General features: G+C 68.3%; 21 protein-coding genes and 1 pseudogene. 11 read left to right on the top strand and 11 right to left on the bottom strand.

Going from position 1 to position 23,759, the window contains the following annotated elements; all coding sequences use genetic code 11:
• Nucleotides 1-59: 59 nt before the first annotated feature.
• Nucleotides 60-953 (bottom strand): EamA family transporter, encoded by an 894-nt coding sequence (locus AC3WQY_RS20620; protein WP_285232546.1) that lies wholly within the window; start codon nucleotides 951-953, stop codon nucleotides 60-62.
• Nucleotides 954-1,061: 108 nt separating this feature from the next.
• Between AC3WQY_RS20620 and AC3WQY_RS20615 the strand changes: the two genes are divergently transcribed.
• Nucleotides 1,062-1,574 carry an Lrp/AsnC family transcriptional regulator gene (locus tag AC3WQY_RS20615; RefSeq protein WP_492710417.1) on the top strand — a complete coding sequence of 171 codons (513 nt, stop codon included), beginning with the start codon at nucleotides 1,062-1,064 and terminating at the stop codon, nucleotides 1,572-1,574.
• A 17-nt stretch (nucleotides 1,575-1,591) separates the two neighbouring features.
• Here the strand turns inward: AC3WQY_RS20615 and AC3WQY_RS20610 are convergent, their stop codons facing one another.
• From AC3WQY_RS20610 to AC3WQY_RS20585, 6 genes are read right to left on the bottom strand one after another with little or no spacing between them, the layout of a single operon-like run.
• Nucleotides 1,592-2,956 carry a TolC family outer membrane protein gene (locus AC3WQY_RS20610; protein ID WP_492710415.1) on the bottom strand — a complete coding sequence of 455 codons (1,365 nt, stop codon included), beginning with the start codon at nucleotides 2,954-2,956 and terminating at the stop codon, nucleotides 1,592-1,594.
• 48 nt (nucleotides 2,957-3,004) lie between these two features.
• Nucleotides 3,005-3,334, bottom strand: a complete 330-nt coding sequence (locus AC3WQY_RS20605) for a rhodanese-like domain-containing protein (protein WP_285232549.1) — start codon at nucleotides 3,332-3,334, stop codon at nucleotides 3,005-3,007.
• Between the two features lie 8 nt (nucleotides 3,335-3,342).
• Nucleotides 3,343-3,996 carry a protein-L-isoaspartate O-methyltransferase family protein gene (locus AC3WQY_RS20600; RefSeq protein WP_285232550.1) on the bottom strand — a complete coding sequence of 218 codons (654 nt, stop codon included), beginning with the start codon at nucleotides 3,994-3,996 and terminating at the stop codon, nucleotides 3,343-3,345.
• Between the two features lie 33 nt (nucleotides 3,997-4,029).
• Nucleotides 4,030-7,212, bottom strand: a complete 3,183-nt coding sequence (locus tag AC3WQY_RS20595; protein WP_492710412.1) for an efflux RND transporter permease subunit — start codon at nucleotides 7,210-7,212, stop codon at nucleotides 4,030-4,032.
• Nucleotides 7,213-7,227: 15 nt separating this feature from the next.
• Nucleotides 7,228-8,376, bottom strand: a complete 1,149-nt coding sequence (locus AC3WQY_RS20590; protein ID WP_492710410.1) for an efflux RND transporter periplasmic adaptor subunit — start codon at nucleotides 8,374-8,376, stop codon at nucleotides 7,228-7,230.
• A 37-nt stretch (nucleotides 8,377-8,413) separates the two neighbouring features.
• Nucleotides 8,414-9,055, bottom strand: coding sequence for a TetR/AcrR family transcriptional regulator (locus AC3WQY_RS20585; protein WP_492710409.1), 642 nt, complete (start codon nucleotides 9,053-9,055; stop codon nucleotides 8,414-8,416).
• Nucleotides 9,056-9,175: 120 nt separating this feature from the next.
• Between AC3WQY_RS20585 and AC3WQY_RS20580 the strand changes: the two genes are divergently transcribed.
• From AC3WQY_RS20580 to AC3WQY_RS20570, 3 genes are read left to right on the top strand one after another with little or no spacing between them, the layout of a single operon-like run.
• On the top strand, nucleotides 9,176-10,000 hold the full coding sequence (locus AC3WQY_RS20580) for an undecaprenyl-diphosphate phosphatase (protein WP_492710408.1): 825 nt from the start codon (nucleotides 9,176-9,178) through the stop codon (nucleotides 9,998-10,000).
• 11 nt (nucleotides 10,001-10,011) lie between these two features.
• On the top strand, nucleotides 10,012-10,815 hold the full coding sequence (gene map, locus AC3WQY_RS20575) for a type I methionyl aminopeptidase (protein WP_285232555.1): 804 nt from the start codon (nucleotides 10,012-10,014) through the stop codon (nucleotides 10,813-10,815).
• A 3-nt stretch (nucleotides 10,816-10,818) separates the two neighbouring features.
• On the top strand, nucleotides 10,819-13,413 hold the full coding sequence (locus tag AC3WQY_RS20570; RefSeq protein ID WP_492710406.1) for a [protein-PII] uridylyltransferase: 2,595 nt from the start codon (nucleotides 10,819-10,821) through the stop codon (nucleotides 13,411-13,413).
• 12 nt (nucleotides 13,414-13,425) lie between these two features.
• Here the strand turns inward: AC3WQY_RS20570 and AC3WQY_RS20565 are convergent, their stop codons facing one another.
• Nucleotides 13,426-14,160: a pirin family protein gene (locus AC3WQY_RS20565; protein ID WP_492710404.1), complete on the bottom strand. Its 735-nt coding sequence runs from the start codon at nucleotides 14,158-14,160 to the stop codon at nucleotides 13,426-13,428.
• Nucleotides 14,161-14,253: 93 nt separating this feature from the next.
• Here AC3WQY_RS20565 and AC3WQY_RS20560 point away from each other — a divergent pair, with 93 nt between their 5' ends.
• The 6 genes and pseudogenes from AC3WQY_RS20560 to AC3WQY_RS20535 all read left to right on the top strand — a co-directional run bounded on the left by AC3WQY_RS20560 (nucleotide 14,254) and on the right by AC3WQY_RS20535 (nucleotide 18,987).
• Nucleotides 14,254-15,231 carry a LysR family transcriptional regulator gene (locus AC3WQY_RS20560; RefSeq protein ID WP_492710403.1) on the top strand — a complete coding sequence of 326 codons (978 nt, stop codon included), beginning with the start codon at nucleotides 14,254-14,256 and terminating at the stop codon, nucleotides 15,229-15,231.
• Entirely contained in the window at nucleotides 15,228-16,142 is a 915-nt protein-coding gene (gene gluQRS, locus AC3WQY_RS20555; protein ID WP_492710401.1) for a tRNA glutamyl-Q(34) synthetase GluQRS, read from the top strand. Before AC3WQY_RS20560 ends, gluQRS begins: the two co-directional genes overlap by 4 nt.
• A gap of 36 nt (nucleotides 16,143-16,178) precedes the next feature.
• Nucleotides 16,179-16,523, top strand: a pseudogene (locus AC3WQY_RS20550) (FKBP-type peptidyl-prolyl cis-trans isomerase); the annotation flags it as partial.
• A gap of 39 nt (nucleotides 16,524-16,562) precedes the next feature.
• Nucleotides 16,563-16,910: an FKBP-type peptidyl-prolyl cis-trans isomerase gene (locus AC3WQY_RS20545; RefSeq protein WP_285235670.1), complete on the top strand. Its 348-nt coding sequence runs from the start codon at nucleotides 16,563-16,565 to the stop codon at nucleotides 16,908-16,910.
• 86 nt (nucleotides 16,911-16,996) lie between these two features.
• Nucleotides 16,997-17,755, top strand: coding sequence for an MgtC/SapB family protein (locus tag AC3WQY_RS20540; protein WP_492710399.1), 759 nt, complete (start codon nucleotides 16,997-16,999; stop codon nucleotides 17,753-17,755).
• Nucleotides 17,756-17,760: 5 nt separating this feature from the next.
• Nucleotides 17,761-18,987 carry a M1 family metallopeptidase gene (locus tag AC3WQY_RS20535; protein WP_492710397.1) on the top strand — a complete coding sequence of 409 codons (1,227 nt, stop codon included), beginning with the start codon at nucleotides 17,761-17,763 and terminating at the stop codon, nucleotides 18,985-18,987.
• A gap of 10 nt (nucleotides 18,988-18,997) precedes the next feature.
• On the opposite strand, the gene clpB is transcribed toward AC3WQY_RS20535, so the two are convergent.
• The 3 genes from clpB to AC3WQY_RS20520 form a co-directional block, all read right to left on the bottom strand.
• Complete coding sequence (gene clpB / locus AC3WQY_RS20530) at nucleotides 18,998-21,601, bottom strand: ATP-dependent chaperone ClpB (protein ID WP_492710396.1); 2,604 nt, start codon at nucleotides 21,599-21,601, stop codon at nucleotides 18,998-19,000.
• A 95-nt stretch (nucleotides 21,602-21,696) separates the two neighbouring features.
• Nucleotides 21,697-22,080 (bottom strand): fluoride efflux transporter CrcB, encoded by a 384-nt coding sequence (gene crcB, locus AC3WQY_RS20525; protein ID WP_285232563.1) that lies wholly within the window; start codon nucleotides 22,078-22,080, stop codon nucleotides 21,697-21,699.
• An 8-nt stretch (nucleotides 22,081-22,088) separates the two neighbouring features.
• Nucleotides 22,089-22,571 (bottom strand): molybdenum cofactor biosynthesis protein MoaE, encoded by a 483-nt coding sequence (locus AC3WQY_RS20520; protein ID WP_285232564.1) that lies wholly within the window; start codon nucleotides 22,569-22,571, stop codon nucleotides 22,089-22,091.
• Nucleotides 22,572-22,692: 121 nt separating this feature from the next.
• Between AC3WQY_RS20520 and AC3WQY_RS20515 the strand changes: the two genes are divergently transcribed.
• Nucleotides 22,693-23,757, top strand: a complete 1,065-nt coding sequence (locus tag AC3WQY_RS20515; protein WP_492710395.1) for an SPFH domain-containing protein — start codon at nucleotides 22,693-22,695, stop codon at nucleotides 23,755-23,757.
• Nucleotides 23,758-23,759: the final 2 nt, after the last annotated feature.

Raw genomic sequence — 23,759 nt, 5'->3', positions numbered from 1 at the left:
GGATGGGAAAGCGCCCGGCATTCTCACCCAAGCGCGGCAGCCTGGATGAACAGCCTTGCTCAGCGCCGCCGCCCCAGCATCAGCAGCACCACCCCCACCAGCACCACCAGGGCCGCCAGCCATTCAAAAGCGCTGATCACCTCGCCCGCCACCGCCACCCCCAGCAGCATCGCGATCACCGGGTTGACAAAGGAGTAGCTGGACGCCAGCGAGGCCGAGGCCTCGGCCAGCAAGAGCATGTAGGCGTTGAAGGCGATCAGCGAGCCGAACACCACCAGATAGCTCCAGGCCAGCACCGCCTCGGCACGCAGCGGCTGGCTCAGGGTCTCGCCACTGCCCAGGCTCAGCAACATCAGCACCAGGCCGCCCGCCAGCATCTCGCTGGCAAAGCCCATCGCACCCGGCGCCAGCGGCAGCGCACGCTGTGACAGCACGCTGCCGACCGCCCAGCAGGCGCAGGCAGTCGTGATCGCCACCAGGCCCGCCGGCGAGGCGCCGAAGCCCTGCCCCAGCGTCAGCATCAGCACGCCCACCAGCCCCACCGCGATGCCGGCCAACTCCAGGCGCGAGGGGATCACGCGCCACAACAGGTTCAGCGCCGCGATCATCAACGGCATCACCGCGATGAAGGCCACCACCAGGCCCGAGCCGACGCTTTGCTCCGCGGTGGCCGTGCCGCCCATGCCACCGCCCAGCATCAGCCCGCCCACCACCAGGGCATTGAGCCACTGGCGCCGGTTCGGCCAGGGTGCGCCGCGGCCGCGCATCCAGAGCGCCAGCACCACGCCCGCCACCAGAAAGCGCGAGCCCATCTGAAAGAAGGGCGGGAAGCTCAGCAAGGCGTACTTGATGGCCAGATAGGTCGAGCCCCAGACCAGCCAGGTGGCGGCCAGGCAGGCCAGGATGCGGGGGCTGAGGCCGGTGCCGGCGGGCAGGCTTGCGGTTTGATTCATGGCCCAAATGCTAAGCAAATAGGCCGCGCCCTTGAATGCAATCTTCAAGACTTGCCCGCGGTATTTCCTTAAACTTCATGGAAATTCCGCCATGCAGCCTTTGAAATCATGATCGATGACCTGGACCACCATGACAGCCGCATTCTTGCCGAGCTCCAGGCGGACGCCCGCCTGAGCATGGCCGAGCTGGGCCGGCGCGTATTTCTCTCGCAGCCGGCCGTCACCGAGCGGGTGCGCAAGCTGGAGGCGCTGGGCGTCATCACCGGCTACCGCGCGGTGGTGGACAGCGCCAAGCTGGGTTATGCGATCCGCGGCGTGATACGCGTGGGCCGCTGCGACGAGCCGCGCATGCGCCGCGCCATCGAGGCCAGCCCCGAGGTGCTGACCGCCTATAACGTCACCGGCGAGGACAGCTGGATCCTGGAGATCGCGGTGCGCGACGTGGCGCATCTGGAGCAGGTGCTGCAGCGCTATTGCGCGCTCTCCGAGACCTCCACCGCCATCATCCTGCGCAGCCTGCGCGAGCACGCGCCGCTGCGGCCGGCCATGCAAGACCTGACCCCGACGGAACCCGCGCCCAAGCATGAAAAAACCGCCAGGGCCGGCGGCCGTGGCGGTTGACCGATGCGGGGCCCGGCTTACTTGGCGAGCAGCTGGTTCACCGCGGCCACGTCATCGGGGCGCAGCTGGCCGGCGGCCTGGCGCAGTGCCAGGCTCAGCAGCACGGTGTCGTAGCGCGCCTTGGCCAGGTTCTGCTGGGTGCTGTAGAGCTGGGTCTGGGCATTCAGCACGTCCAGGTTGACCCGCACGCCGACCTTGTAGCCCAGCTGGGTCGCTTCCAGCGCCAGCTTGCTGGACGACTCGGCCGCCTCATAGGCCTTCACCTGGGCCATGCTGGACTGCCAGCGGAAGAAGGTGCTCTTGGTCTTCTCGGAGACAAAGCGCCGCGCATAGTCCAGATCGTTGCGCGACTTCTCCTCCAGCTTGAGGGTCTCCTTGATGCGGTTCTGCGTTGCGCCGCCGGTATAGAGCGGGAAGCTCACGGTGACGCCCAGCGAGGCGTTCTTGGTGGTGCCCACGCCCGACTGGGCGGCGGCCAGGCCGCTCAGGTTGTTGTGCAGGTTCTGCGCACCCAGGCTGCCGTTCAGGTCCACCGTCACGCCCTCGGCGGCCTTGGCCTTCTGCGTCTCCAGCTGTGCCACCTCCAGCCCCAGGCGCGCCTTGCGCACGCCGGGGTGCTGCTCGTCGGCCTGCGCCACCCAGGTGTCCACATTGGTGGACGGCAGCGCCGGCAGGGCCACCGGCACCGCCAGGGGCTTGGGTTCCACGCCCACGCGGCCGACGATCTGGTCCAGCGTCACGCGCTTGACGCGCAGATCGTTGTCGGCCGCCAGTTCCTGCGCCGTCGCCAGGTCGTACTTGGCCTGCGCCTCGCGCGTGTCGGTGATGGTGGCCGTGCCGACCTCGAAATTGCGCTTGGCCGAGGCCAGCTGCTCGCTGATGGCCGTCTTGTTGGCGCGCGTGGTGGCGAGCGTGTCGCCGGCCGCCAGCACGTCGAAGTAGGCCTGGGCCACGCGGAAGATCAGGTCCTGCTCGGCGGATTCCAGATCCGCCTGCGCCACGCCCAGGGCGCGCTGGGCCTGGTCGATGGTGAGCGCATTGCCGCGGTTGTAGAGCGCATAACTGCCCTTCAGCCCGGCCTGCAAGGTGTCGGAATTGAGGTTGCCGCCGCTCGGCGGGTCGACACGCTGGTGCGTGGCGGAAGCGCCCAGGCCCAGGGTGGGCCGCGCCAGCGCGTCGGCCTGCGCCGCCTTGTACTGCGCCGAATCGGCCTGGGCACGCGCGGCCAGGTAGGTGGCGTCATAGGCCCGCGCCGCGTCATAGAGCTCGTTCAGGCTCTGTGCCTGCGCGCCCGCACCGAAGAGGCCGAGCGCGATGGCGAGGGTGCTCAGGCGCAATGCGGTGCGCGCTTTGTTCGACTTGTTCTCACGGACAGCAGGCATGACGCTTCCTTGCAGCATAGTTAGGTCCCACATAAGGGAGGGTTCGGATCAATATCTGGGCACCATGGGGTCTTGCTCGCAAGACCAGGCCTCGATGCCGCCGGCGAGGTTATAGACGGTTTCAAAGCCTTGGCGCTCAAGAAATGCGACGACTTGCAGACTTCGCATCCCATGATGGCAATAACAGACGACGGGCCGCGCCGGCTCCAGCCGCGCCAGCGCCGCCGGAATCTGCCCCATCGGCACGGCCAGGGTGTCGACGCCGGGCGGGCTGATGCTGGCCAGCGCCACCTCCCAGGGCTCGCGCACATCCAGCAGCAGGGGTGGCGTCGGCGCGTCCAGCATGGCGCGCAGTTCCGTCACCGAGATCTGCTGCATGCGAGGGCTCAAAACACGAAGCCGGAGGCGGCTTCGAAGCCCGGCAGGCGCGGCGCCGCGGTGTCGAACAGCTCGACGCTCTTGTATTCCTTCTCACCCACCCGGGTGGTGAGGGTGGCGCGCATCACCGGCTCCTCGCCCACGATGGCCAGCAGGCGCCCGCCCACCTTCAGCTGCGCCAGCAGGGCCGCGGGCACCTCGGCCACCGAACCCGACAGCAGGATGGCGTCGAACGGCGCCTCGCCGGCCAGGCCCTGGGCGCCGGCCGCTTCGCGCACCGTGACATTGCTGAGGCCGGCGCGGCGCAGGTTCTCGGCCGCCTGCCGCGCCAGCTCGGGGCTGGACTCCAGCGTCACGACGCGCTGCGCACGGTGCCCCAGCATGGCGGCAAGAAAGCCGCTGCCGGTACCGATCTCCAGCACCTTCTCATGCCGCGCCACCTTCAGCTCCTGCAGCAGGCGCGCTTCCACGCGCGGGGCCAGCGTGCTGCGCCCCTCGCCCAGCGGCAGCTCGGTGTCGGAGAAGGCCATGGCGCGGTAGGCGGCAGGCACGAAGTCCTCGCGCTTCACCGCGGCCAGCAATCCCAGCACATCCTGGTCCAGCACATTCCAGGGCCGGATCTGCTGTTCGATCATGTTGAAGCGGGCTTGTTCGTAGTTCATGCTCATCCTTGGCTCAAATCTTCCGGCGCGATTCTATTTCCCGGCGCGCGCTGCGCCATTGCCATCCGTCATGCCGCGCGACCATTTGCGCCTGGCCCATTGCGACAGATCGTCCAGGTAGCAGTAGATCACCGGCACCACCACCAGGGTCAGCAGCGAGGAGGTGATGACACCGCCGATCACCGCCTGGCCCATCGGCGCGCGCTGCTCCGAGCCCTCGGAGAGCGCAAAGGCCAGCGGCACCATGCCGAACACCATCGCCAGCGTCGTCATCAGGATGGGGCGCAGCCGCACCCGCGCGGCGTGCAGCAGCGCGGCATCGCGGCTCATCGGCTCGGCATCCACGCCATGGCCATGCTCGCCCTCGCGCGAGCGGATCGCGAAGTCGATCAGCAGGATGGCGTTCTTGGTCACCAAGCCCATCAGCATGACGATGCCGATGATGCTGAACATGTTCAGCGTGGAGCGGAACAGCAGCAGCGCCAGGATCACGCCGATCAGCGTCAGCGGCAGCGAACTCATCAGCGCCAGCGGCTGCAGGAAGCTCTTGAACTGGCTGGCCAGAATCATGTAGATGAAGACGATGGCCAGCCCCAGCGCGCCCACCGCGTACTGGAAGCTCTCGTTCATGTTCTTGGTCGAGCCGCCAAAGGAATAGCGGTAGCCGGGCGGGAACTCGCTTTCCTGCAGGATCTTCTGGATGTCGGCCGAGACCTCGCCCGAGCTGCGCCCCAGGGCGTTGCCGTCGATGGTGATCTCGCGGTTCATGTCGCGCCGGTTGATCTGGTTGGGGCCGGTGGAGGGCAGGATCTCGGCCACCTGTGCCAGCCTCACCACGCGCGCCGAGCCATCGCTGGCGGCCGCCACATTGAGGGGCAGGTCTTGCAGATCGGCCAGGCTGTCGCGCTGGCCGGGCGGCAGGCGCACGATGACGTCGTAGTTCTCGCCGTCCGGGGCGCGCCAGTTGCCCACCGTGGTGCCGGCCACCAGGGTGCGCAGCGAGCTCGCCAGGGCGTTCACGTTCAGGCCCACGTCGGCCGCGGCATCGCGCTTCACCTCCACCGAGACGGTGGGCTTGTTGGGCTTGAGCGTGCTGTCCAGGTCCACCAGACCGGGCACCCGGCGCAGCTTCTCGGTGACGCGGTTGGCGATGCGCTCCAGCTCCTTCAGGTCCGAGCCCTGGATGGAGAACTGCAGGCTCTTGCCGCCGCCCAGATCGGTCTGGCCGATATTGGTGACGGTGATGCCCGGGATGGTAGCGAGCTTCTCGCGCAGCGGCGTGGCGAGATCGGCCACGCTGCGCTGGCGGTCCTTGCGGTCCACCAGGCGCACATAGATGGCGCCATAGATCTTGCCGGCGGCAAAGCCGCTGTTGATGGTGGTGACGGTATAGCGCACCTCGGGCATGGCGCGCAGCACCGCATCGATCTGTCGGGCGCGCGCCTCGGTCACCTCCAGCGAGGAGCCCACCGGGGTGTAGAAGTTCACCTGGGTCTCGGAGAGGTCGGCCTTGGGCACGAACTCCTTGCCCACCCCGCCCAGCAGCACGAAGCTCAGCACCAGGGTAGACAGCGCGATCAGCAGGGTCTTGCCCTTGTGCCGGAGCGACCAGGCCAGGATCAGCTGGTAGACGTCGGACAGCCAGTTGGTGAAGCGGTCGAACTGGCCGGTGACGCGGCCCACCGTGCGGTCGTACAGGCTCAGCGGCCCCTCCTTGGGCGCGCCATGGCCGGCATGCGGGTCGTGCCAGACGCTGGACAGCATCGGGTCCAGCGTGAAGCTCACGAACATCGAGATCAGCACCGCGGCGACGATGGTGATGCCGAACTCGTGGAAGAACTTGCCGACGATGCCGCCCATGAAACCGATGGGCAGGAACACCGCCACGATGGACAGCGTGGTGGCCAGCACCGCCAGGCCGATCTCCTCGGTGCCGTCCAGCGCCGCCTGGCGCGGGCTCACCCCCATCGCCACATGGCGCACGATGTTCTCGCGCACCACGATGGCATCGTCGATCAACAGGCCCACGCACAGCGACAGCGCCATCATGGTGATGTTGTTGATGGTGAAGCCGAACAGGTACATGAACAGAAAGGTGCCGATCAGCGCGATCGGCAGCGTCAGGCCGGTGATGACGGTGGAGCGCCAGCTGTTCAGGAACAGGAACACGATCAGCACCGTCAGCGCCGCGCCCTCGAACAGGGTGCGCTTGACGTTGGCCACCGAGATGCGCACCGCGCGCGAGTTGTCGCGGTTCACCTCCAGCTTCACGCCCTTGGGGGTCAGGCCTTGCGCGTCCTTGAGCGCCGCCATCAGCCCGTCGACCACCGCGATGGTGTTCTCGCCCTGGCTCTTCTGCACCGACAGCAGCACGGTGCGCTGGCCGTTGTAGAGCGCCAGGCTCTCGACCTCCTGCGGCCCGTCCACCACCTCGGCCACCTGCCAGAGCTTGATGGGGGTGCCGGCACGGCGCGCCACCACGATGTCGCGGAAATCCTCGGGGCGCTTCAGCCGCGCATTGATCTGCACCACGCGCTCCTGCTCGCGCGAGCGCAGATTGCCCATCGGCAGTTCCTGGTTCTCGCTCTTCACCGCGGCCAGCACCTGGTCCACGCCCACGCCCAGGGCCTCCATGGCCTGCGGCTTGAGGAAGAGCTGGATCTGGCGCTGCAGACCGCCCACCACCTGCACCGAGCCAACGCCGCGCACGTTCTCCAGGCGCTTTTGCAGCACCTGGGTGGCCCAGGTGGTGAGGTCCTGGGTGCTGGTCTTGCCGTCCTCGGACAGCAGGGCCACGTTGAAGACCGGTGCGCTCTGCGGATCGAAGCGCGAGATGCGCGGCTCCTTGACCTCGTCGCGCAACAGCGGGCGTATCAGCGCCACCTTCTCGCGCACGTCCTCGGCGGCCTTGCGGCCGTCGATGTCGAGGTTGAACTCGATGATCACCACCGCCGTGCCCTCGTAGGAGCGCGAGTACAGCGAGCTGATGCCGGCCACCGTGTTGACGGCCTCCTCGATCTTCTTGGTGACCTCGGCCTCGACGATCTCGGGCGAGGCGCCCGGATAGTCCATTGCCACCACCACGGTGGGCAGGTCGATATTCGGGAACTGGTCGACCGCCAGACGCTGGTAGCTGAACAGGCCCAGCACCACGAAGGCGAGCATGACCATCACGGCCATCACCGGGTTCTGGATGGAGAGTCGGGTGAACCACATGGTCGGGTCCCGCGCTCAGCGCGCCGCGCCGCTGGCGGCAGAGGTGGCCGTGGGCGCCACGCGCACCAGGCTGCCCTCCGCAACCGCGCCCGCCGCGGCCGTCAGCACATGGGCGCCGGCCGCCAGGCCGCCGCGCAGCTCCAGCGCGGGCACACCGCCCTGCTCGCCGGCGGCACCCAGCTGCACCACCTGCGCGCGCACCTTGCCGGCGTCGGCCAGCAGCACATAGGGTTGGGCGCGGTCCACCCGCACCGCACCCGTCGGCAGGGCCAGGGCCTCGCGCTCCTCCAGCACCAGGCGGCCACGCGCGAACATGCCGTGGCGCAGGCCCGCCTGACCGGCCACCCGCAGATAGGCCAGCACCGCGCGCGAGCCCGCCTGGGCGCTCGGGCTGATGCGCGCCACCTGGGCCTGCACCGGCGCGGCCAGGCCCTCCACCTGCAGTAGGGCCGGCGCACCGATCTTGAGGCCGGCGGCCTGCTCGGCCGGCACCGCGGCCTCGAGTTCCAGCCGCGAAAGATCGACGATCTCGAGGATGCGGCCGTCCACCGCCACGCGCTCGCCCGGCTGGGCCAGGCGCTGCGAGACCTGGCCGGCAATCGGCGCCAGCAGCCGCGTATCCGCCAGCGACTTGCGCGCCAGCTCCACGGCCGCCTCGGCCGCCAGCAGATTGGCCTTGGCATTGGCCTCGCTGGATTGCGCGGCCTCCAGCGCCGTCGAGGAGATGAAGCCCTGCGCCACCAGGGCGCGGTTGTTTGAGGCACTGCGGCTGGCGATGTCCAGCTGGGCCTTGGCGGCCAGCGCGGTCTGCTCGGCCTGGCGCAGGCGCCAATCGAATTCGGTGGCGTCGAGCTGACCGAGCAACTGGCCGGCGTGCACCGTGTCGCCCTCGCGCACCGCCAGGCTCTTCAGCTCGGCGGCCACCTTGGCCTTCAGCAGCGCCATGTCCACCGCGCGCAAGCTGCCCGAGATGTCCAGGCTGCGCGCGAAGCGCTGCGGCTTCAGGGTGACGAGGTCCAGCGCCCCCAGCTCCAGCACCGTGGCGGGCTTGGGCGCGGCGGCCTCGGCCTCCCTGGCCTTCTTGCCCTTGAGATAGCTGGCGCCCAGGCCGCCCACGATGAGCAGGGCCAGCACCGGCACAGCAATCTTCCACCCAGCTTTCATGCGTTCGTCTCCGCGGGAATGTATTGGTTCGTTGGCATCAGGGCGGCGACGCCAGCAGGCCGCGCAGCATCAGATCCAGCTGCACGTCCAGCACCGCCTTGGCATCCAGGGGCGGGCCATGCAGGGCACAGGCGCCAAAGGAGTGCTTGTGTAACACGAGATGCAGCATCGGCGCGATCAGCACATGCACCGCATGCTCCACCGGCACCGGGCGGAATTCGCCGCTGGCCACGCCCTTGGCCAGCAGGCCGGCCAGCAGTTCCTGGGTGGGCCGGATCACCTCGTCCACATAGAACTGCGCCAGCTCGGGAAAGTTACGCGCCTCGGCCATCATGATCTTGGTGATGCCGCCGGCCGGGCTCATGCCCATGCGCGCCCACCAGTCCGCCATCAGGGTGCGCAACAGGCTGGCCATGCTGCCGCGATGCTGAGCCGCCAGGGCCACGCTCTCGGTGATCGGCGAGACCAGGCTGGCGCGCACCATCGCCTTGAAGAGCTCTTCCTTGGACGGGTAGTAGAGATAGAGCGTGCCCTTGGACACGCCGGCACGCGCCGCCACTTCCTCCGAACGCGTGGCCGCGTAGCCCTTCTCGACGAACAGGCTCAGCGCCGCGTCCAGCAGCTCCTGCGGGCGGGCTTCCTTGCGGCGTTGACGGGGCGAGGGGGTGGAACTGGCCATGGGCTCATACTGACTGACCGGTCAGTAATGTAGGCGGCTCGTTCCAGCGGGTCAAGACGGCAGGCGGCCGCCTTCGCCGCGCCGGCTATCATCCCGCCCCTGCTTTCATCTGGAGTGCACGTGGACGCCATGCTGTTGATCAAGGCCGCGATCATGGGGATCGTCGAGGGCCTGACCGAATTCCTGCCGATCTCGTCCACCGGACACCTGATCCTCACCGGCTCGCTCCTGGGCTTCAGCGACGACAAGAGCAAGGTCTTCGACATCGCGATCCAGACCGGCGCGATCTTCGCCGTCATCCTGGTCTACTGGCAGCGCCTGGCCGAGACCGCCGCCGGCCTGGGCAGCGATGCGCGTGCGCGCCGCTTCGTGCTGAACGTGGCGATCGGCTTCCTGCCGGCCGTGGTGCTGGGCCTCTTGTTCGGCAAGGCCATCAAGGCCCATCTGTTCACGCCCACGGTGGTGGCCAGCACCTTCATCCTGGGCGGCTTCGTGATCCTGTGGGCCGAGAAGCGCCCGCAAAGTACGGTAAAGATCCAGGACGTGGACGGCATGGGCCCGCTGGATGCGCTCAAGGTGGGTCTGGTGCAATGCCTGGCCATGATCCCCGGCACCAGCCGCTCGGGCGCCACCATCATCGGCGGCATGCTGCTGGGCCTGTCGCGCAAGGCCGCCACCGACTATTCCTTCTTCCTCGCCATCCCCACCCTGATCGGCGCCGGCCTCTACAGCCTCTATAAAGAGCGCGCCCTGCTGAGCATGGCCGACCTGCCGCTGTTCGGCGTGGGCCTGCTGTTCTCCTTTGCGAGCGCCTGGATCTGCGTGCGCTGGCTGCTGCGCTACATCTCCAGCCATACCTTCGTGCCCTTTGCCTGGTACCGCATCGCCTTTGGCATCGTGGTCTTGGCCACGGCCTGGAGCGGGCTGGTCGTGTGGGCTGACTAAAATAGCGCCCTATGACGATCACCATCAAGTCCGCGGCCGATATCGCCGCGATGCGCGTGGCGGGCCGCCTGGCCTCCGAAGTGCTGGACATGCTCACCCCCCATGTGAAGCCCGGCATCACGACGGACCAACTCGACAAGCTCGCCTACGATCACATCGTGAACGTCCAGCAGGGCATCCCCGCGCCGCTGAACTACTGCCCGCCGGGCTACACGCCCTACCCCAAGTCCATCTGCACCTCGATCAACCATCAGGTCTGCCATGGCATCCCGAACGACCGGCCGCTGAAGAACGGCGACATCGTCAACATCGACGTCACCGTCATCAAGGACGGCTGGCATGGCGATACCAGCCGCATGTTCATCGTCGGCGAGGGCTCGATCGCGGCCAAGCGCCTGTGCGCCTTCACCTACGAAGCGATGTGGAAGGGCATTGCCAAGGTCAAGCCGGGCGCGCGCCTGGGTGACATCGGCCATGCCATCCAGACCTTTGCCGAGAACGCCGGCTTCGCCATCGTGCGCGAGTTCTGCGGCCATGGCATCGGCCAAAAGTTCCATGAAGAGCCGCAGGTGCTGCACTACGGCCGCCCCGGCACGCTGGAAGAGCTGGTGCCCGGCATGGTGTTCACCATCGAGCCGATGATCAACGCCGGCCGCCGCGAGATCCGCGAGATGGGCGATGGCTGGACCATCGTCACCAAGGACCGCTCGCTGTCCGCGCAATGGGAGCACACCCTGGTGGTGACCGAGACCGGCTACGAGGTGATGACGCTCTCGGCCGGCAGCCCGCCGCCGCCGGCCTTCATCACCGGCTGATCCATGACCGTTCCGGTCATCGGCATTGCCGAACTGAAACAGCACTTCAAGACCGGCAAGACCGGCCTGCTGCAGGCCTTCCGCGACGCCGAACCCACCGTGGGGGCCGCCACCGGCCTGATGCGCAAGCTGGCGCGCCATGTCGACGCCACCCTGCAGACCCTGTGGCGCCAGGCCGGCCTGCCCGAGGGCGCGGCGCTGGCCGCGGTGGGCGGCTATGGCCGCGGCGAGCTGTTCCCCTACTCCGATGTGGACGTGCTGCTGCTGCTGCCCGACGGGCTGGAGCCCTACCAGCCCGGGCCGCTGAAGGCCAGCATCGAGGCCTTCATCACCGCCTGCTGGGACATCGGCCTGGAGATCGGCTCCTCGGTACGCACGGTGGACGAATGCGTCAGCGAGGCCGCCGGCGACGTGACGGTGCAGACCGCGCTGCTGGAGGCGCGCCTGCTGGCCGGCGCCAAGCCGCTCTTCAAGCGCTTCGAGCAGCGCATCGCCGCGGCCATGGACGCCAAGGCCTTTCTGCGCGCCAAGGTGCTGGAGATGCGCCAGCGCCATACCAAGTACGACGAGACCCCCTACGCGCTGGAGCCCAACTGCAAGGAAAGCCCGGGCGGGCTGCGCGACCTGCAGTTGCTGATCTGGATCGCGCGCGCCGCCGGCCTGGGCAAGACCTGGACCCAGCTGGCCGCCAAGGGCCTGATCACGCCCTTCGAGAGCCGCCAGCTGCAGCGCAACGAGGGTGTGCTGAAGCTGATACGCGCGCGCCTGCATGTGGTGGCGGGCCGGCGCGAGGATCGCCTGGTGTTCGACCTGCAGAACGCCGTGGCTGAGAGCTTCGGCTACCTGGCCAGCAAGGCCCAGCGCGCCTCCGAGGTGCTGATGCGGCGCTACTACTGGGCCGCCAAGGCGGTGAGCCAGCTCAACCAGATCCTCTTGCTGAACCTGGAAGAGCAGATCAACGGCTCGCAGAACGCGCCGATGCGCCGCATCGACGAGCGCTTTCTGGACCGCGCCGGCATGCTGGAGGTGGCGAGCGACGATCTCTACGAGCGCGACCCGCATGCCATCCTCGAGACCTTCGTGGTCTACCAGCGCACGCCCGGCATCAACGGCCTCTCGGCGCGCACCCTGCGCGCGCTCTACAACGCGCGCGAGCTGATGAACAGCGCCTTCCGGCGCGACCCGGTGAACCGCGCCACCTTTGTGCGCATCCTGCAGCAGCCCGAGGGCCAGACCCATGCCTTCCGGCTCATGAACCAGACCTCGGTGCTGGGGCGCTATCTGTGGGTGTTCCGCCGCATCGTCGGGCAGATGCAGCACGACCTGTTCCACGTCTACACGGTGGACCAGCACATCCTGATGGTGCTGCGCAATGTGCGGCGCTTCTTCATCCCCGAGCATGCGCACGAGTACGCCTTCTGCTCGCAGCTGGCGGCGCAGTTCGAGAAGCCCTGGCTGCTCTACATCGCCGCGATCTTCCACGACGTTGCCAAGGGCCGCGGCGGCGACCACTCCGACCTGGGCGCGCGCGAGGTGCGGCGCTTCTGCCGCGAGCATGGCCTGGCCAAGGCGGATGCCGAGCTGGTGCAGTTCCTGGTGCAGCACCACCTGACGCTGTCGCGCGTGGCGCAGAAGGAGGATCTCTCCGACCCCGAGGTGATCGAGACCTTCGCCAAGAAGATGGGCGATGCGCGCCACCTCACCGCCCTCTATCTGCTCACCGTGGCCGACATCCGCGGCACCAGCCCCAAGGTCTGGAATGCCTGGAAGGGCAAGCTGCTGGAAGACCTCTACCGCCTGACCCTGCGTGCCCTGGGCGGCGCCCGGGTGAGCATGGACGTCGAGATCGAGGCCCGCAAGCAGGAGGCCAGGCAAGATCTGGCCCTGCGCTCGATGCTGCCGGGCACCGAGGGCCCCCTGTGGGAAACGCTCACCGTCAGCTATTTCGCCCGCCACGATGCCAGCGACCTGGCCTGGCATGCGCGCTCGCTGTGGCGCCATGTGCAAAGCACCGTGCCGGTGGTGCGCGCGCGCCCCTCGCCGGTGGGCGAAGGCCTGCAGGTGCTGGTCTATGCGCCCGACCAGCAGGACCTGTTCGCGCGCATCTGCGGCTATTTCGACAGCGCCGGCTTCAACATCCTGGACGCCAAGGTGCACACCACGCGCCAGGGCTTTGCGCTCGACACCTTCCAGATCATCTCGCCCGACCAGGAGCTGCATCACCGCGACCTGGTCTCGCTGGTGGAGTCCAAGCTGGCGCAGGCGCTGGCGGCCACCGGCCCGCTGCCCGAGCCGCGCCGCGGGCGCCTGTCGCGCCGGGTCAAGTCCTTCCCCTTCACCCCGCGCGTCACGCTGCGGCCCGACGAGCGCGCCCAGCATTGGCTGCTCTCGATCAGCAGCAGCGACCGCGCCGGCCTGCTCTACGCGATCGCGCGCGTGCTGGCGCGCCACCACATCAATCTGCAGCTGGCCAAGATCTCCACCCTGGGCGAGCGCGTCGAGGACACCTTTCTGGTGGACGGCGCCGCCTTGCAGCAGAACAAGCTGCAGCTGCAGATCGAGAGCGAGCTGCTGGACGCGGTCTCGCTGCCGAGCTGATCAGGGCCGTCCTCAGGGCTGGAGGTCGAACACCAGCACCTCGGCGTCGCGGCCCTGGCCCAGGCTCAGCCGCGTCTCCTCGCTGATCTGCAGCGCGTCGCCCGCCTTCAGGGCCTTGCCGTTCACCGTCAGCTCGCCGCGCACCAGGTGCACATAGGCCAGGCGCGCGGCGCTCAGGTTCAGCTGCGCGGCCTCGGTGCCATCGAACAGGCCGGCATACAGGCGCGCATCGGCATGGATGCGCACCGAGCCCTCCGCGCCATCGGGCGAGGCCAGCAGCCGCAGGCGGCCGCGCTTTTGCTCGGCCGGCACATGGATCTGCTCGTAGTCGGGTGCCACGCCGCGCACGTCCGGCTGGATCCAGATTTGCAGGAAATGCGTACTGCGGTCCTTGGCGTGGTTGAACTCGCTGTGCATCACGCCGGTGCCGGCGCTCATGCGCTGCACGTCGCCCGGGCGTATCACGCCGGCTTGTTTGCCCGATTCAGCGGCGCCGGCCTGGCCATTGCCCATGCTGTCCTTGTGCGCCAGTTCGCCCTCCAGCACATAGCTGATGATCTCCATGTCGCGGTGGCCGTGGGTGCCGAAGCCGGTGCCGGGGGCGATGCGGTCCTCGTTGATGACGCGCAGCGCGCCGAAGCCCATGCGGCGGGCGTCGTAGTAGTCGGCAAACGAGAAGCTGTGATAGCTCTTCAGCCAGCCATGGTCGGCATAGCCACGGTCGCAGGATCGGATCAGTTCAAGCATGGTGCGTCGCTCCTTGTTGGCATCCAATGTAGGAGCGCACCCCGGCGGCGTGGCTGGAACGCCTTGAAGCCAGCGTTCAAATAAGATGAAACCATGTCGACCCAGAGCAAAAGCACGGACAAGCGCCGCGTCCTCACCCCCGAAGCCCTGTCCATGATGGACAGCATCGCCCGCACCGGCAGCTTTGCCGCCGCCGCGCGCGAGATCGGCAAGGTGCCCTCGGCCCTCACCTACAGCGTGCGCCAGCTCGAGGAGGCGCTGGACGTGCTGCTGTTCGACCGCAGCTCGCGCCAGGCCGTGCTCACCGCCGCCGGCCAGGAGCTGCTCAACGAGGGCCGTCGCCTGCTGCAGGAAATGGACGCGGTGGCAAATCGCGTGCGGCGCGTGGCCACCGGCTGGGAGAGCCAGCTCACCATCGCCATCGACGATGCGATCGCGCGCCGCGCCGTGTTCGACCTGATGGAGGCCTTCTACAGCCAGCGCCTGCCCGAGGGCGGCGCCCCGCCCACGCGGCTGAAGCTGCGCGTGGAGGTGTTGTCGGGCACCTGGGAGGCGCTGATGTCGGGCCAGGCGGATCTGGCCATCGGCACCTCGGCGCAACCGCCCGGCACGGCGGTGGTGTGCGAGCCGCTGGCCGAGATGGAAATGATGTTCTGCGTGGCGCCGCACCACCCGCTGGCCGAGCGGCCCGAGCCGCTCTCGGCCGCCACCATGGCCGAGCATCGCATCGTCACCGTGGCCGACACGGCCCGCCATATGGAGCCGATGACGGTGGGCGTGATGCCCGGCCAGGAGGTGCTGACCATGCCCTCGATGGCCGCCAAGCTGGAGGCCATGCTGCGCGGCCTGGGCTGCGGCGCCCTGCCCGCGCCGATGGTGCGGCGCCATATCGAGGCCGGCCGGCTGGTGCACAAGAGCACCTACCAGAAGCGCCGCCTGATCCCGCTGCACTACGCATGGCGCAGCACAGGCCACCCGCCGGCCAAGGCGCTGGCCTGGTGGCTGCAGCAGCTGCAGAGCACCACCACACGCAAGGCCTTGGTGGAGCAGCATGAGGGGCTGCTCTTGTGAGCCTGGGCTATGTCGGGCGCTATGTTGGTCGATTTGCGCCCTCCCCGACCGGTTTGCTGCACGCAGGTTCCCTGGTGGCGGCGCTGGCCAGCTGGCTGGACGCGCGCGCCCATGGCGGCCGCTGGCTGGTGCGCATCGAGGATGTGGACCTGCCGCGCTGCGTGCCCGGCGCCGACCGCCTGATCCTGGGCCAGCTGGCCGCCCTGGGCCTGCTGCCCGACGCGGCCCCGCTGTGGCAATCGCAGCGCGGCGCGCACTATGCGCAGGCCCTCGCGCGGCTGGAGGCCGAGGGCTGGGTCTATGGCTGCGCCTGCTCGCGCAAGGACATCGCCGCCGCCATCGCCGCCGCCGGCGGGGCGCTGCAGCGCCATGGCGAGCTGGTCTACCCCGGTACCTGCCGCGCCGGCACGCAGGGCCGCCCGCTACGGGCCTGGCGGCTGCGCAGCACAGCGGGCCGGGCCGACGAGCGGCCGCTGCTGATAGCCTGGCACGACCGCCGCCTGGGCGCGCAAGCGCAAGACCTGACCCATGCGGTGGGCGACTTCGTGCTCAAGCGCGCCGATGGCCTGTGGGCCTACCAGCTGGCGGTGGTGGTGGATGACGGCGAGCAGGGCATCAGCCATGTGGTGCGCGGCGAAGACCTGGCCGACAACACGCCGCGCCAGATCCGCCTGCAGCAGCTGCTGGGCTACGCGCGGCCCGCCTATCTGCACACGCCCCTGGTGCTGGGTGCCAATGGCGAGAAGCTCTCCAAGCAGAACGGCGCGCTGCCGGTGGAGCTGGGCGACCCGCTGGCCGCGCTCAAGCAGGCGGCGCTGCCGCTGGGGCTGGCGCTGCAGGCCAGCAGCCTGCCCGAAGCCCTGGCCGAGGCCGTGGCCGCCTGGCCCTACCGGCTGCCGGACCCGGTTTGATGGCATGATGCCGGCCTCCGCAGAAAAGGAAATGACATGAACACCACCCCCAGCGGCCTGCAATACGACGACACCGTGACCGGCACCGGCGCCGAAGCCAAGTCCGGCCAGGACGTCACCGTGCACTACACCGGCTGGCTCTACAAAGATGGCGTCAAGGGCGCCAAGTTCGACTCCAGCAAGGACCGCAAGGACCCCTTCCAGTTCGAGCTGGACGGCGGCATGGTGATCCGCGGCTGGGACGAGGGCGTGCAGGGCATGAAGATCGGCGGCACGCGCGTGCTGGTGATCCCGCCCGAGCTGGGCTATGGCGCGCGCGGCGCCGGCGGCGTGATCCCGCCCAATGCCACGCTGATGTTCGAGGTGGAGCTGCTGGCGGTCAGCGGCGGCCAAGACGGAGGTGGCGAGATCAGCCTCCAGCTGCAGAGCACCGCCTCCGGCCTGCAGTTCCAGGACGTCACCCTGGGTGAAGGCGCCGAGGCCAAGTCTGGCCAGCGCGTCACCGTGCACTACACCGGCTGGCTCTACAAGAACGGCCTGCGCGGCAAGAAGTTCGACTCCAGCAAGGACCGCGGCGACCCCTTCCGCTTCCATCTGGACCAGGGCCAGGTGATCCGTGGCTGGGACGAGGGCGTGCAAGGCATGAAGGTGGGCGGCACGCGCATGCTGGTGATCCCGGCCGAGCTGGGCTATGGCGCACGCGGCGCCGGCGGCGTGATCCCGCCCAATGCCACGCTGCTGTTCGAAGTGGAGCTGCTGGCCGTCTGAGGCCGACGTTGCAGAATCGAGACGGGGGCCGCAAGGCCCCTTTTTCTTGCCCTCGCCAGGCGCGGGCGCGGGTTTAGCATGGGCCCATGAACCTGCTCGATTTCGACCACCTGCTGCGCTACTGGACCGCCGCGCAGTGGCAGGCCAATGTGCTGATGCTGCTGCACCTGATGGGCGCCATGCTGCTGGGGCTGGTACTCGGCTACGAACGTGCCTTCCACGGCCGCGCCGCCGGCATGCGCACCTATGCCCTGGTCTGCATGGCGGCCTGCGCGGTGACGATTCTGGTGGGCTATCCGGACCAATGGTTCGGCGGTCATGTGGCCGGCGGCAGCACGCCGCAGTTCACCGACCCGACCCGTGTCATCCAGGGCGTGGTCACCGGCATCGGTTTCCTGTGCGCCGGCGTCATCATGCGCGAGGGCATGAACATCAGCGGCCTCACCACGGCGGCCTCGCTATGGGCGGCCTCGGCGATCGGCATCCTGCTGGGCATGGGCTTTTATTTCGCCGCCATCATGCTGACCCTGCTGTGCGCCGGCCTGATGATGTGGGGCGCCAAGCTGGAGGCCAAGCTGCCCTCGCACCCCGCCATCTCGGTGCTGATACGTGGCAAGCCCGGCCGGCATTTCCAGCAGGACGAGCTGGCCGATTTCTCCGAGCGCCTGGGCTTTCGCTTCGCCCCCGGCTCGCTGAGCATCGAACGCAATGGCGAGCGCGAGGAATGGCGCTTCGTCTGCACCGCCAAGCGCAACTACAAGAGCACCACGCTGACGCGTTTCTCCAGCCGTCTGCACGAGCTTGAGGGCGTGGCCGAATACCGCGTCACGCACGCGCGCAACTGACCCCCATGGCCCCGACATCCGTCTGGCGCCTGCTGGCGCTGCTGGCGCTGGCCGGCCCGGCGCTGGCACAGCGGGCCGAGCATTACGCCCTGCATGTGCGACCCGACATCGAGGCGCAGCGCCTGCAGGTCCAGGCCCGGCTGCAGATCAGCGGCGTGCCGCCCGGCAGCCGCGAACTGCTGGTGGCCGCGCCGGGACTGCAGCTCAGCCATGCCGAGCTGGACGGGCAAGACCTGCCCCTGCGCCACAGCGAGGCGGGCTGGCACGTGCAGTTGCCCGCCGGCGTCGGTCCGGGGCTGACGCTGGCGCTGCGCTACCAGGCGCCGGCGGCCGAGGGGCTGGTGTTCGGGCCGAACTATGTCTACACCGCCTACCAGAGCTGCAACTGGCTGCCCTGCGTGGGCCGGCTGCTGGAGCGCGCGACGCTGCACGTCCAGTTCGCGCTGCCACCCGGCTGGCTCAGTGTGGCCAGCGATGCCGAGCGCCCCTACCCGCTCTATGTGCTGGGTTTTGCCGCCGGGCGATTCAAGGAGGCCAGCGAGACCGCCAGCGGCAGGACCCTGCGCTATCTGGGCGCCGTGGACGACGAGGCCGGCCTGCGCGCGCGCTTTGCCAGCACACCGGCGATGCTGGCCTTCTTCGAGGCCAAGGCCGGCCTGCCCCTGCCGCACGCCGAGTACACCCAGCTGCTCGTGCCGGGCGGCGTGGCGCAGGAAGTGAGCCGGCATGCCGTGATCGGCAAGGCCATGCTGGACCCCATCCTGGAGACGCCCGAGGAGGACTGGGTGATCGCGCACGAACTGGCGCACCAGTGGTGGGGCAATCTGATCACCTGCGCCGACTGGAACGAGTTCTGGCTCAACGAGGGCATCACCAGCTTCATGACCGCGGCCTGGAAGCAGCAGCGCTGGGGCGAGGCCGCCTACCAGCGCGAGCTGGAACTGGCCGCCAGGCGCTGGGAGCGCGCCAAGGCGGCGGGCTTCGACAAGCCGCTGAGCTGGCCGGGCGACTACCCCAGCCTCGGGCTGAAGCGCGCCATCCACTACAGCAAGGGCATGCTCTTCATGCATGCGCTGCGCCAGGAACTGGGCGAGGCGGCGTTCTGGCGGGGCTTGCAGCGCTATACCCAGGCAAACGCGGGACGCAGCGTGCGGGCCGCGGATCTGCAACAGGCGATGGAAGGCGCCGCAGGCGTGAGCCTGCAGCGCCTGTTCGAGCGCTGGGTGTACTGAGCCCTGGCGCTCAGTGCACCACCCTCTCGAACGCGAACTCGCCCCCCTCCACCCGCACCGGGATCACATCCTTGGGCCCGAAGCGGCCCTGCAGGATGAGCTTGGAGAGCGGGTTCTCGATGCGCTGCTGGATCGCGCGCTTGAGCGGCCGGGCGCCGAAGGCGGGGTCGAAGCCGACCTTGGCAAGTTCGGCCAGGGCCTCGTCGCTCACATCCAGCTTCATCTCCAGCTTCTCCAGCCGCGCCTCCAGCGCCTGCAGCTGGATCTTGGCGATGGAAGCGATGTGCCTGTTGTCGAGCGCATGGAACACCACGGTCTCGTCGATGCGGTTGAGGAATTCGGGGCGGAAATGCGCCTTCACCTCGCCCCACACGGCGTCGCGTATCACCTCGCTCGATTCACCCGCCAGCGCCATGATGTGCTGTGAACCCAGGTTGCTGGTCATCACGATGACGCAGTTCTTGAAGTCGACTGTGCGGCCCTGGCCATCGGTCAGGCGGCCATCGTCCAGCACCTGCAGCAGCACATTGAAAACGTCCGGGTGGGCCTTCTCCACCTCGTCCAGCAGCAGCACGCTGTAGGGCTTGCGGCGCACCGCCTCGGTCAGGTAGCCGCCTTCGTCGTAGCCCACATAGCCGGGCGGCGCGCCGATCAGGCGGCTCACCGAATGCTTTTCCATGAACTCGCTCATGTCCATGCGGATCATGTGATCCTCGCTGTCGAACAGAAAGCCCGCCAGCGCCTTGCACAGCTCGGTCTTGCCCACGCCGGTGGGGCCCAGGAACAGGAAGCTGCCGAGCGGGCGGTTCGGGTCCGAGAGGCCGGCGCGCGAGCGCCGGATCGCGTCCGCCACCGCGGTGATGGCCTCGTCCTGGCCCACCACGCGCTGGTGCAGCTTGGCTTCCATCTGCAGCAGCTTGTCGCGCTCGCCCTGCAGCAGCTTGGAGACCGGGATGCCGGTGGCACGCGCCACCACCTCGGCGATCTCCTCGGCCCCCACCAGGGTGCGCAGCAGCTTGTTGGGCGTGCCGCCGGCGCCCGTGCCGGACTTGCCGGCCTCCTTGGCCTGGGCGTCGCTCAGGCGCTTCTCCAACTCCGGCAGCTTGCCGTACTGCAGCTCGGCCACCTTGTTGAAATCGCCCTTGCGCTTGAGTTCCTCGATCTGCTGCTTGATGCGGTCGATCTCTTCCTTCACATGCGCGCTGCCCTGGGCCTGGGCCTTCTCGGACTTCCAGATCTCTTCCAGGTCATTCGCCTCGCGCTGCAGCTTGAGCAGCTCTTCCTCGATCAGGGCCAGGCGCTTCTTGGAGGCCTCGTCCTTCTCGCGCTTGACCGCCTCGGCCTCGATCTTCAGCTGGATCATGCGGCGATCCAGCTTGTCCATCACCTCGGGCTTGGAGTCCAGCTCGATCTTGATCTTGGCCGCGGCCTCGTCGATCAGGTCGATGGCCTTGTCGGGCAGAAAGCGGTCGGTGATGTAGCGGTGGCTCAGCTCGGCCGCGGCCACGATGGCCGGGTCGGTGATCTGCACGCCATGGTGCACCTCGTACTTCTCCTGCAGGCCGCGCAGGATGGCGATGGTGGCCTCCACGCTGGGCTCATCCACCAGCACCTTCTGGAAGCGGCGCTCCAGCGCGGCGTCCTTCTCCACGTACTTGCGGTATTCGTCCAGGGTGGTGGCGCCGATGCAGTGCAGCTCGCCACGCGCCAGCGCGGGCTTGAGCATATTGCCGGCATCGATGGCGCCCTCGGCCTTGCCGGCGCCCACCATGGTGTGCAGCTCGTCGATGAAGAGGATGATGCGGCCCTCGTCCAGCGCCACTTCCTTCAGCACCGACTTCAGGCGTTCCTCGAATTCGCCGCGGAACTTGGCGCCGGCCAAGAGGCCCGCCATGTCCAGCACCAGCACGCGCTTGCCCTTCAGGGTCTCGGGCACCTCGCCATTGACGATGCGCTGCGCCAGGCCCTCGACAATGGCGGTCTTGCCCACACCGGGCTCGCCGATCAGCACCGGGTTGTTCTTGCTGCGACGCTGCAGCACCTGGATGGCGCGGCGGATCTCGTCGTCGCGGCCGATCACCGGGTCCAGCTTGCCCTGGCGGGCGCGCTCGGTGAGGTCGAGCGTGTATTTCTTGAGCGCCTCGCGCTGGCCCTCGGCCTCCTGGCTATCGACCTTCTGGCCGCCGCGCACCGCTTCCACCGCGGCCTCCAGCGCCTTGCGGGTCAGGCCATGGCCGCGCGCAATGCCGGCCAGATCGCTCTTGGCATCGGCCAGGGCGAGCAGGAACATTTCGCTGGCAATGAAATGGTCGCCGCGCTTGGCCGCTTCCTTCTCGGCGTTCTGCATCAGGCTCACCAGATCGCGGCTGGGCTGCACCTGCTGGCCCTCGCCCTGCACCTGGGGCAGGCCGGCCAGGATCGCGTCCACCGAGGTCTTCAGCGCCGCCAGCTTGACGCCGGCACGCTCCAGCAGCGCGCGCGGCCCCTCGGCCTGGGCCAGCATCGCGGCCAGCACATGGGCCGGCTCGATATAGGGGTTGTCCTTGGTGACGGCCAGGCTCTGGGCCTCGGCCAGGGCTTCCTGGAACAGGGTGGTGAACTTGTCGACACGCATGGTTGAAATCCTCCGGGGGGGTGCTCGCTTGGGACGCAAGTGGGACCCAGCCCGAGGATTTCAAGACTGGGGCCGCTCGGCAAGGCCCCAGACGCTCAGACCCTGAGCAAGATCAAGTCGCGCATCAGTTTCAGGCCCAGCACCGCGCCGCCCAGCCCGCCCAGCACATGGGCGGCGGTGTGCGCCAGCGCCAGGCCATAGAGGCCGCGCTGCAGCAGCGCCAGCGATTCACCGGAAAAGGTCGAGAAGGTGGTCAGCCCGCCCAGAAAGCCCGTCACCAGCAGCAGGCGCAGCCCCTCGTCGGGGAAGCGCGCCAGCCATTCCAGCGCCATGCCTATCATCAGCCCGCCCAGCACATTCACCAGCAGGGTGCCGAGCGGGAAGCCGGCCCAGACCTGGTTGAACAGGATGCCGGCGCGCCAGCGCGCCAGCGCCCCCAGGCTGGCGCCGACCGATACCGCCGCGATCTGGTTCAGCATGCTCAAGCTCATGCGCCGGCATTCCCCGCGTCTATGCCCCAGCGCGCCAGCGCGGCATCGTCGGCCACGCGCGCATCGACCCAATGGGCACCGGCGGGGGTGTGTTCCTTCTTCCAGAACGGCGCCTGCGTCTTCAGATAGTCCATCAGGAACTCGCAAGCCTGGAAGGCCTCGCCGCGGTGCGCCGAGCTCACCAGCACCAGCACGATCTGCTCACGCGCCGCCAGGGGCCCGACACGGTGGATCACGCGTGCGCCGCGGATGTCGAAGCGCTGCAAGGCCTGATCGATCATGGCCTCAATGGCCGCCTCGGTCATGCCCGGGTAATGCTCCAGCTCCATCAGGCTGACCTGCTCGCCATCGCTGGCCTCGCGCACGGTGCCCACAAAGCTCACCACCGCGCCCACGCCGCCGTCCTGCTGGCGCAATGCCAGCGTCTCGGCGCCGAGGTCGAAGTCTTGGGTCTGGATGCTGACGCGGCTGTCGTTCATGACACGAATTGTGGCATTGAGTACCCACCCTTCGTGAGGAAGGACATGGGCCCTGCGCTGGTGGATACTTCGCTCGCGGCGGCAAGCGCCGCGAACTCACTGCAATATCGGGAGCGCGACCATGGGTTTGATGGACTTCATCAAGAAACAGTTCATAGACATCCTGCAATGGACCGAGGACAGCGATGGCACGCTGGCCTGGCGCTTCCCGATGCAGGATTTCGAGATCCAGTATGGCGGCTCGCTGACGGTACGCGAGTCGCAGATGGCGGTGTTCGTCAACGAGGGCAAGGTGGCCGATGTGTTCGGCCCCGGCACCTACAAGCTGACCACCCAGACCCTGCCGGTGCTGACCTATCTGAAGAATTGGGACAAGCTCTTCGAGTCGCCCTTCAAGAGCGATGTCTACTTCTTCAGCACGCGCCAGCAGGTGGACCAGCGCTGGGGCACGAGCCAGCCGGTCACCATCCGCGACAAGGACTTCGGTGCGGTGCGCCTGCGCGCCTTCGGCAACTTCGCCTACCGCGTGGCCGACCCCAAGCTGTTCCACACCGAGATCTCCGGCACGCGCGAGCGCTACACGGTGCAGGATCTGGACGGCCAGTTGCGCGGCCTGATGCTGCAGCACATCAGCGATGCGGTGGCGCAAAGCGGCATCCCCTTCCTGGATCTGGCGGCCAACCAGATCGAATTCGCCAAGCAGCTGCAGACGGCCACGGCGCCCGAATTCGAGAAGCTGGGCCTGAAGCTGGAGCTGGTGACGCTGCAAAGCGTCTCCCTGCCCGACGAGCTGCAGAAGATCCTGGACCAGAAGATCGGCATGGGCATGATCGGCGGCCAGAACATGGGCCAGTTCATGCAGTACCAGACCGCACAGGCCATTCCCAAGCTCGCCGAAGGCGTCGCGGGTGGTGGCGGAGGCGGGGGTGGCAGCATTGCCGGCGACGCCATGGGCCTGGGGGCAGGTCTTGCCCTGGGCCAGACCATGGCGAGCCAGCTGGCCCAGGGCCTGGCGGCAGCGCAGGCCCCGAAAGCCGCGCAAGCCGCGGTCACCGGCGAACCCACGCCCACTTCCGAAAGCATCATCGCCCTGATCGAGAAGCTGGGCGACCTGAAGGCCAAGGGCATCCTGACCGACGAGGAATTCGCCGCCAAGAAGGCCGAGCTGCTGAAGAAGCTGGCGTAAAT

The organism is Roseateles sp. FW301-B2 (assembly GCF_058788955.1).
The sequence above is the reverse complement of the archived record's forward strand: the minus strand, read 5'-3'. Positions and strand labels throughout refer to the sequence as shown.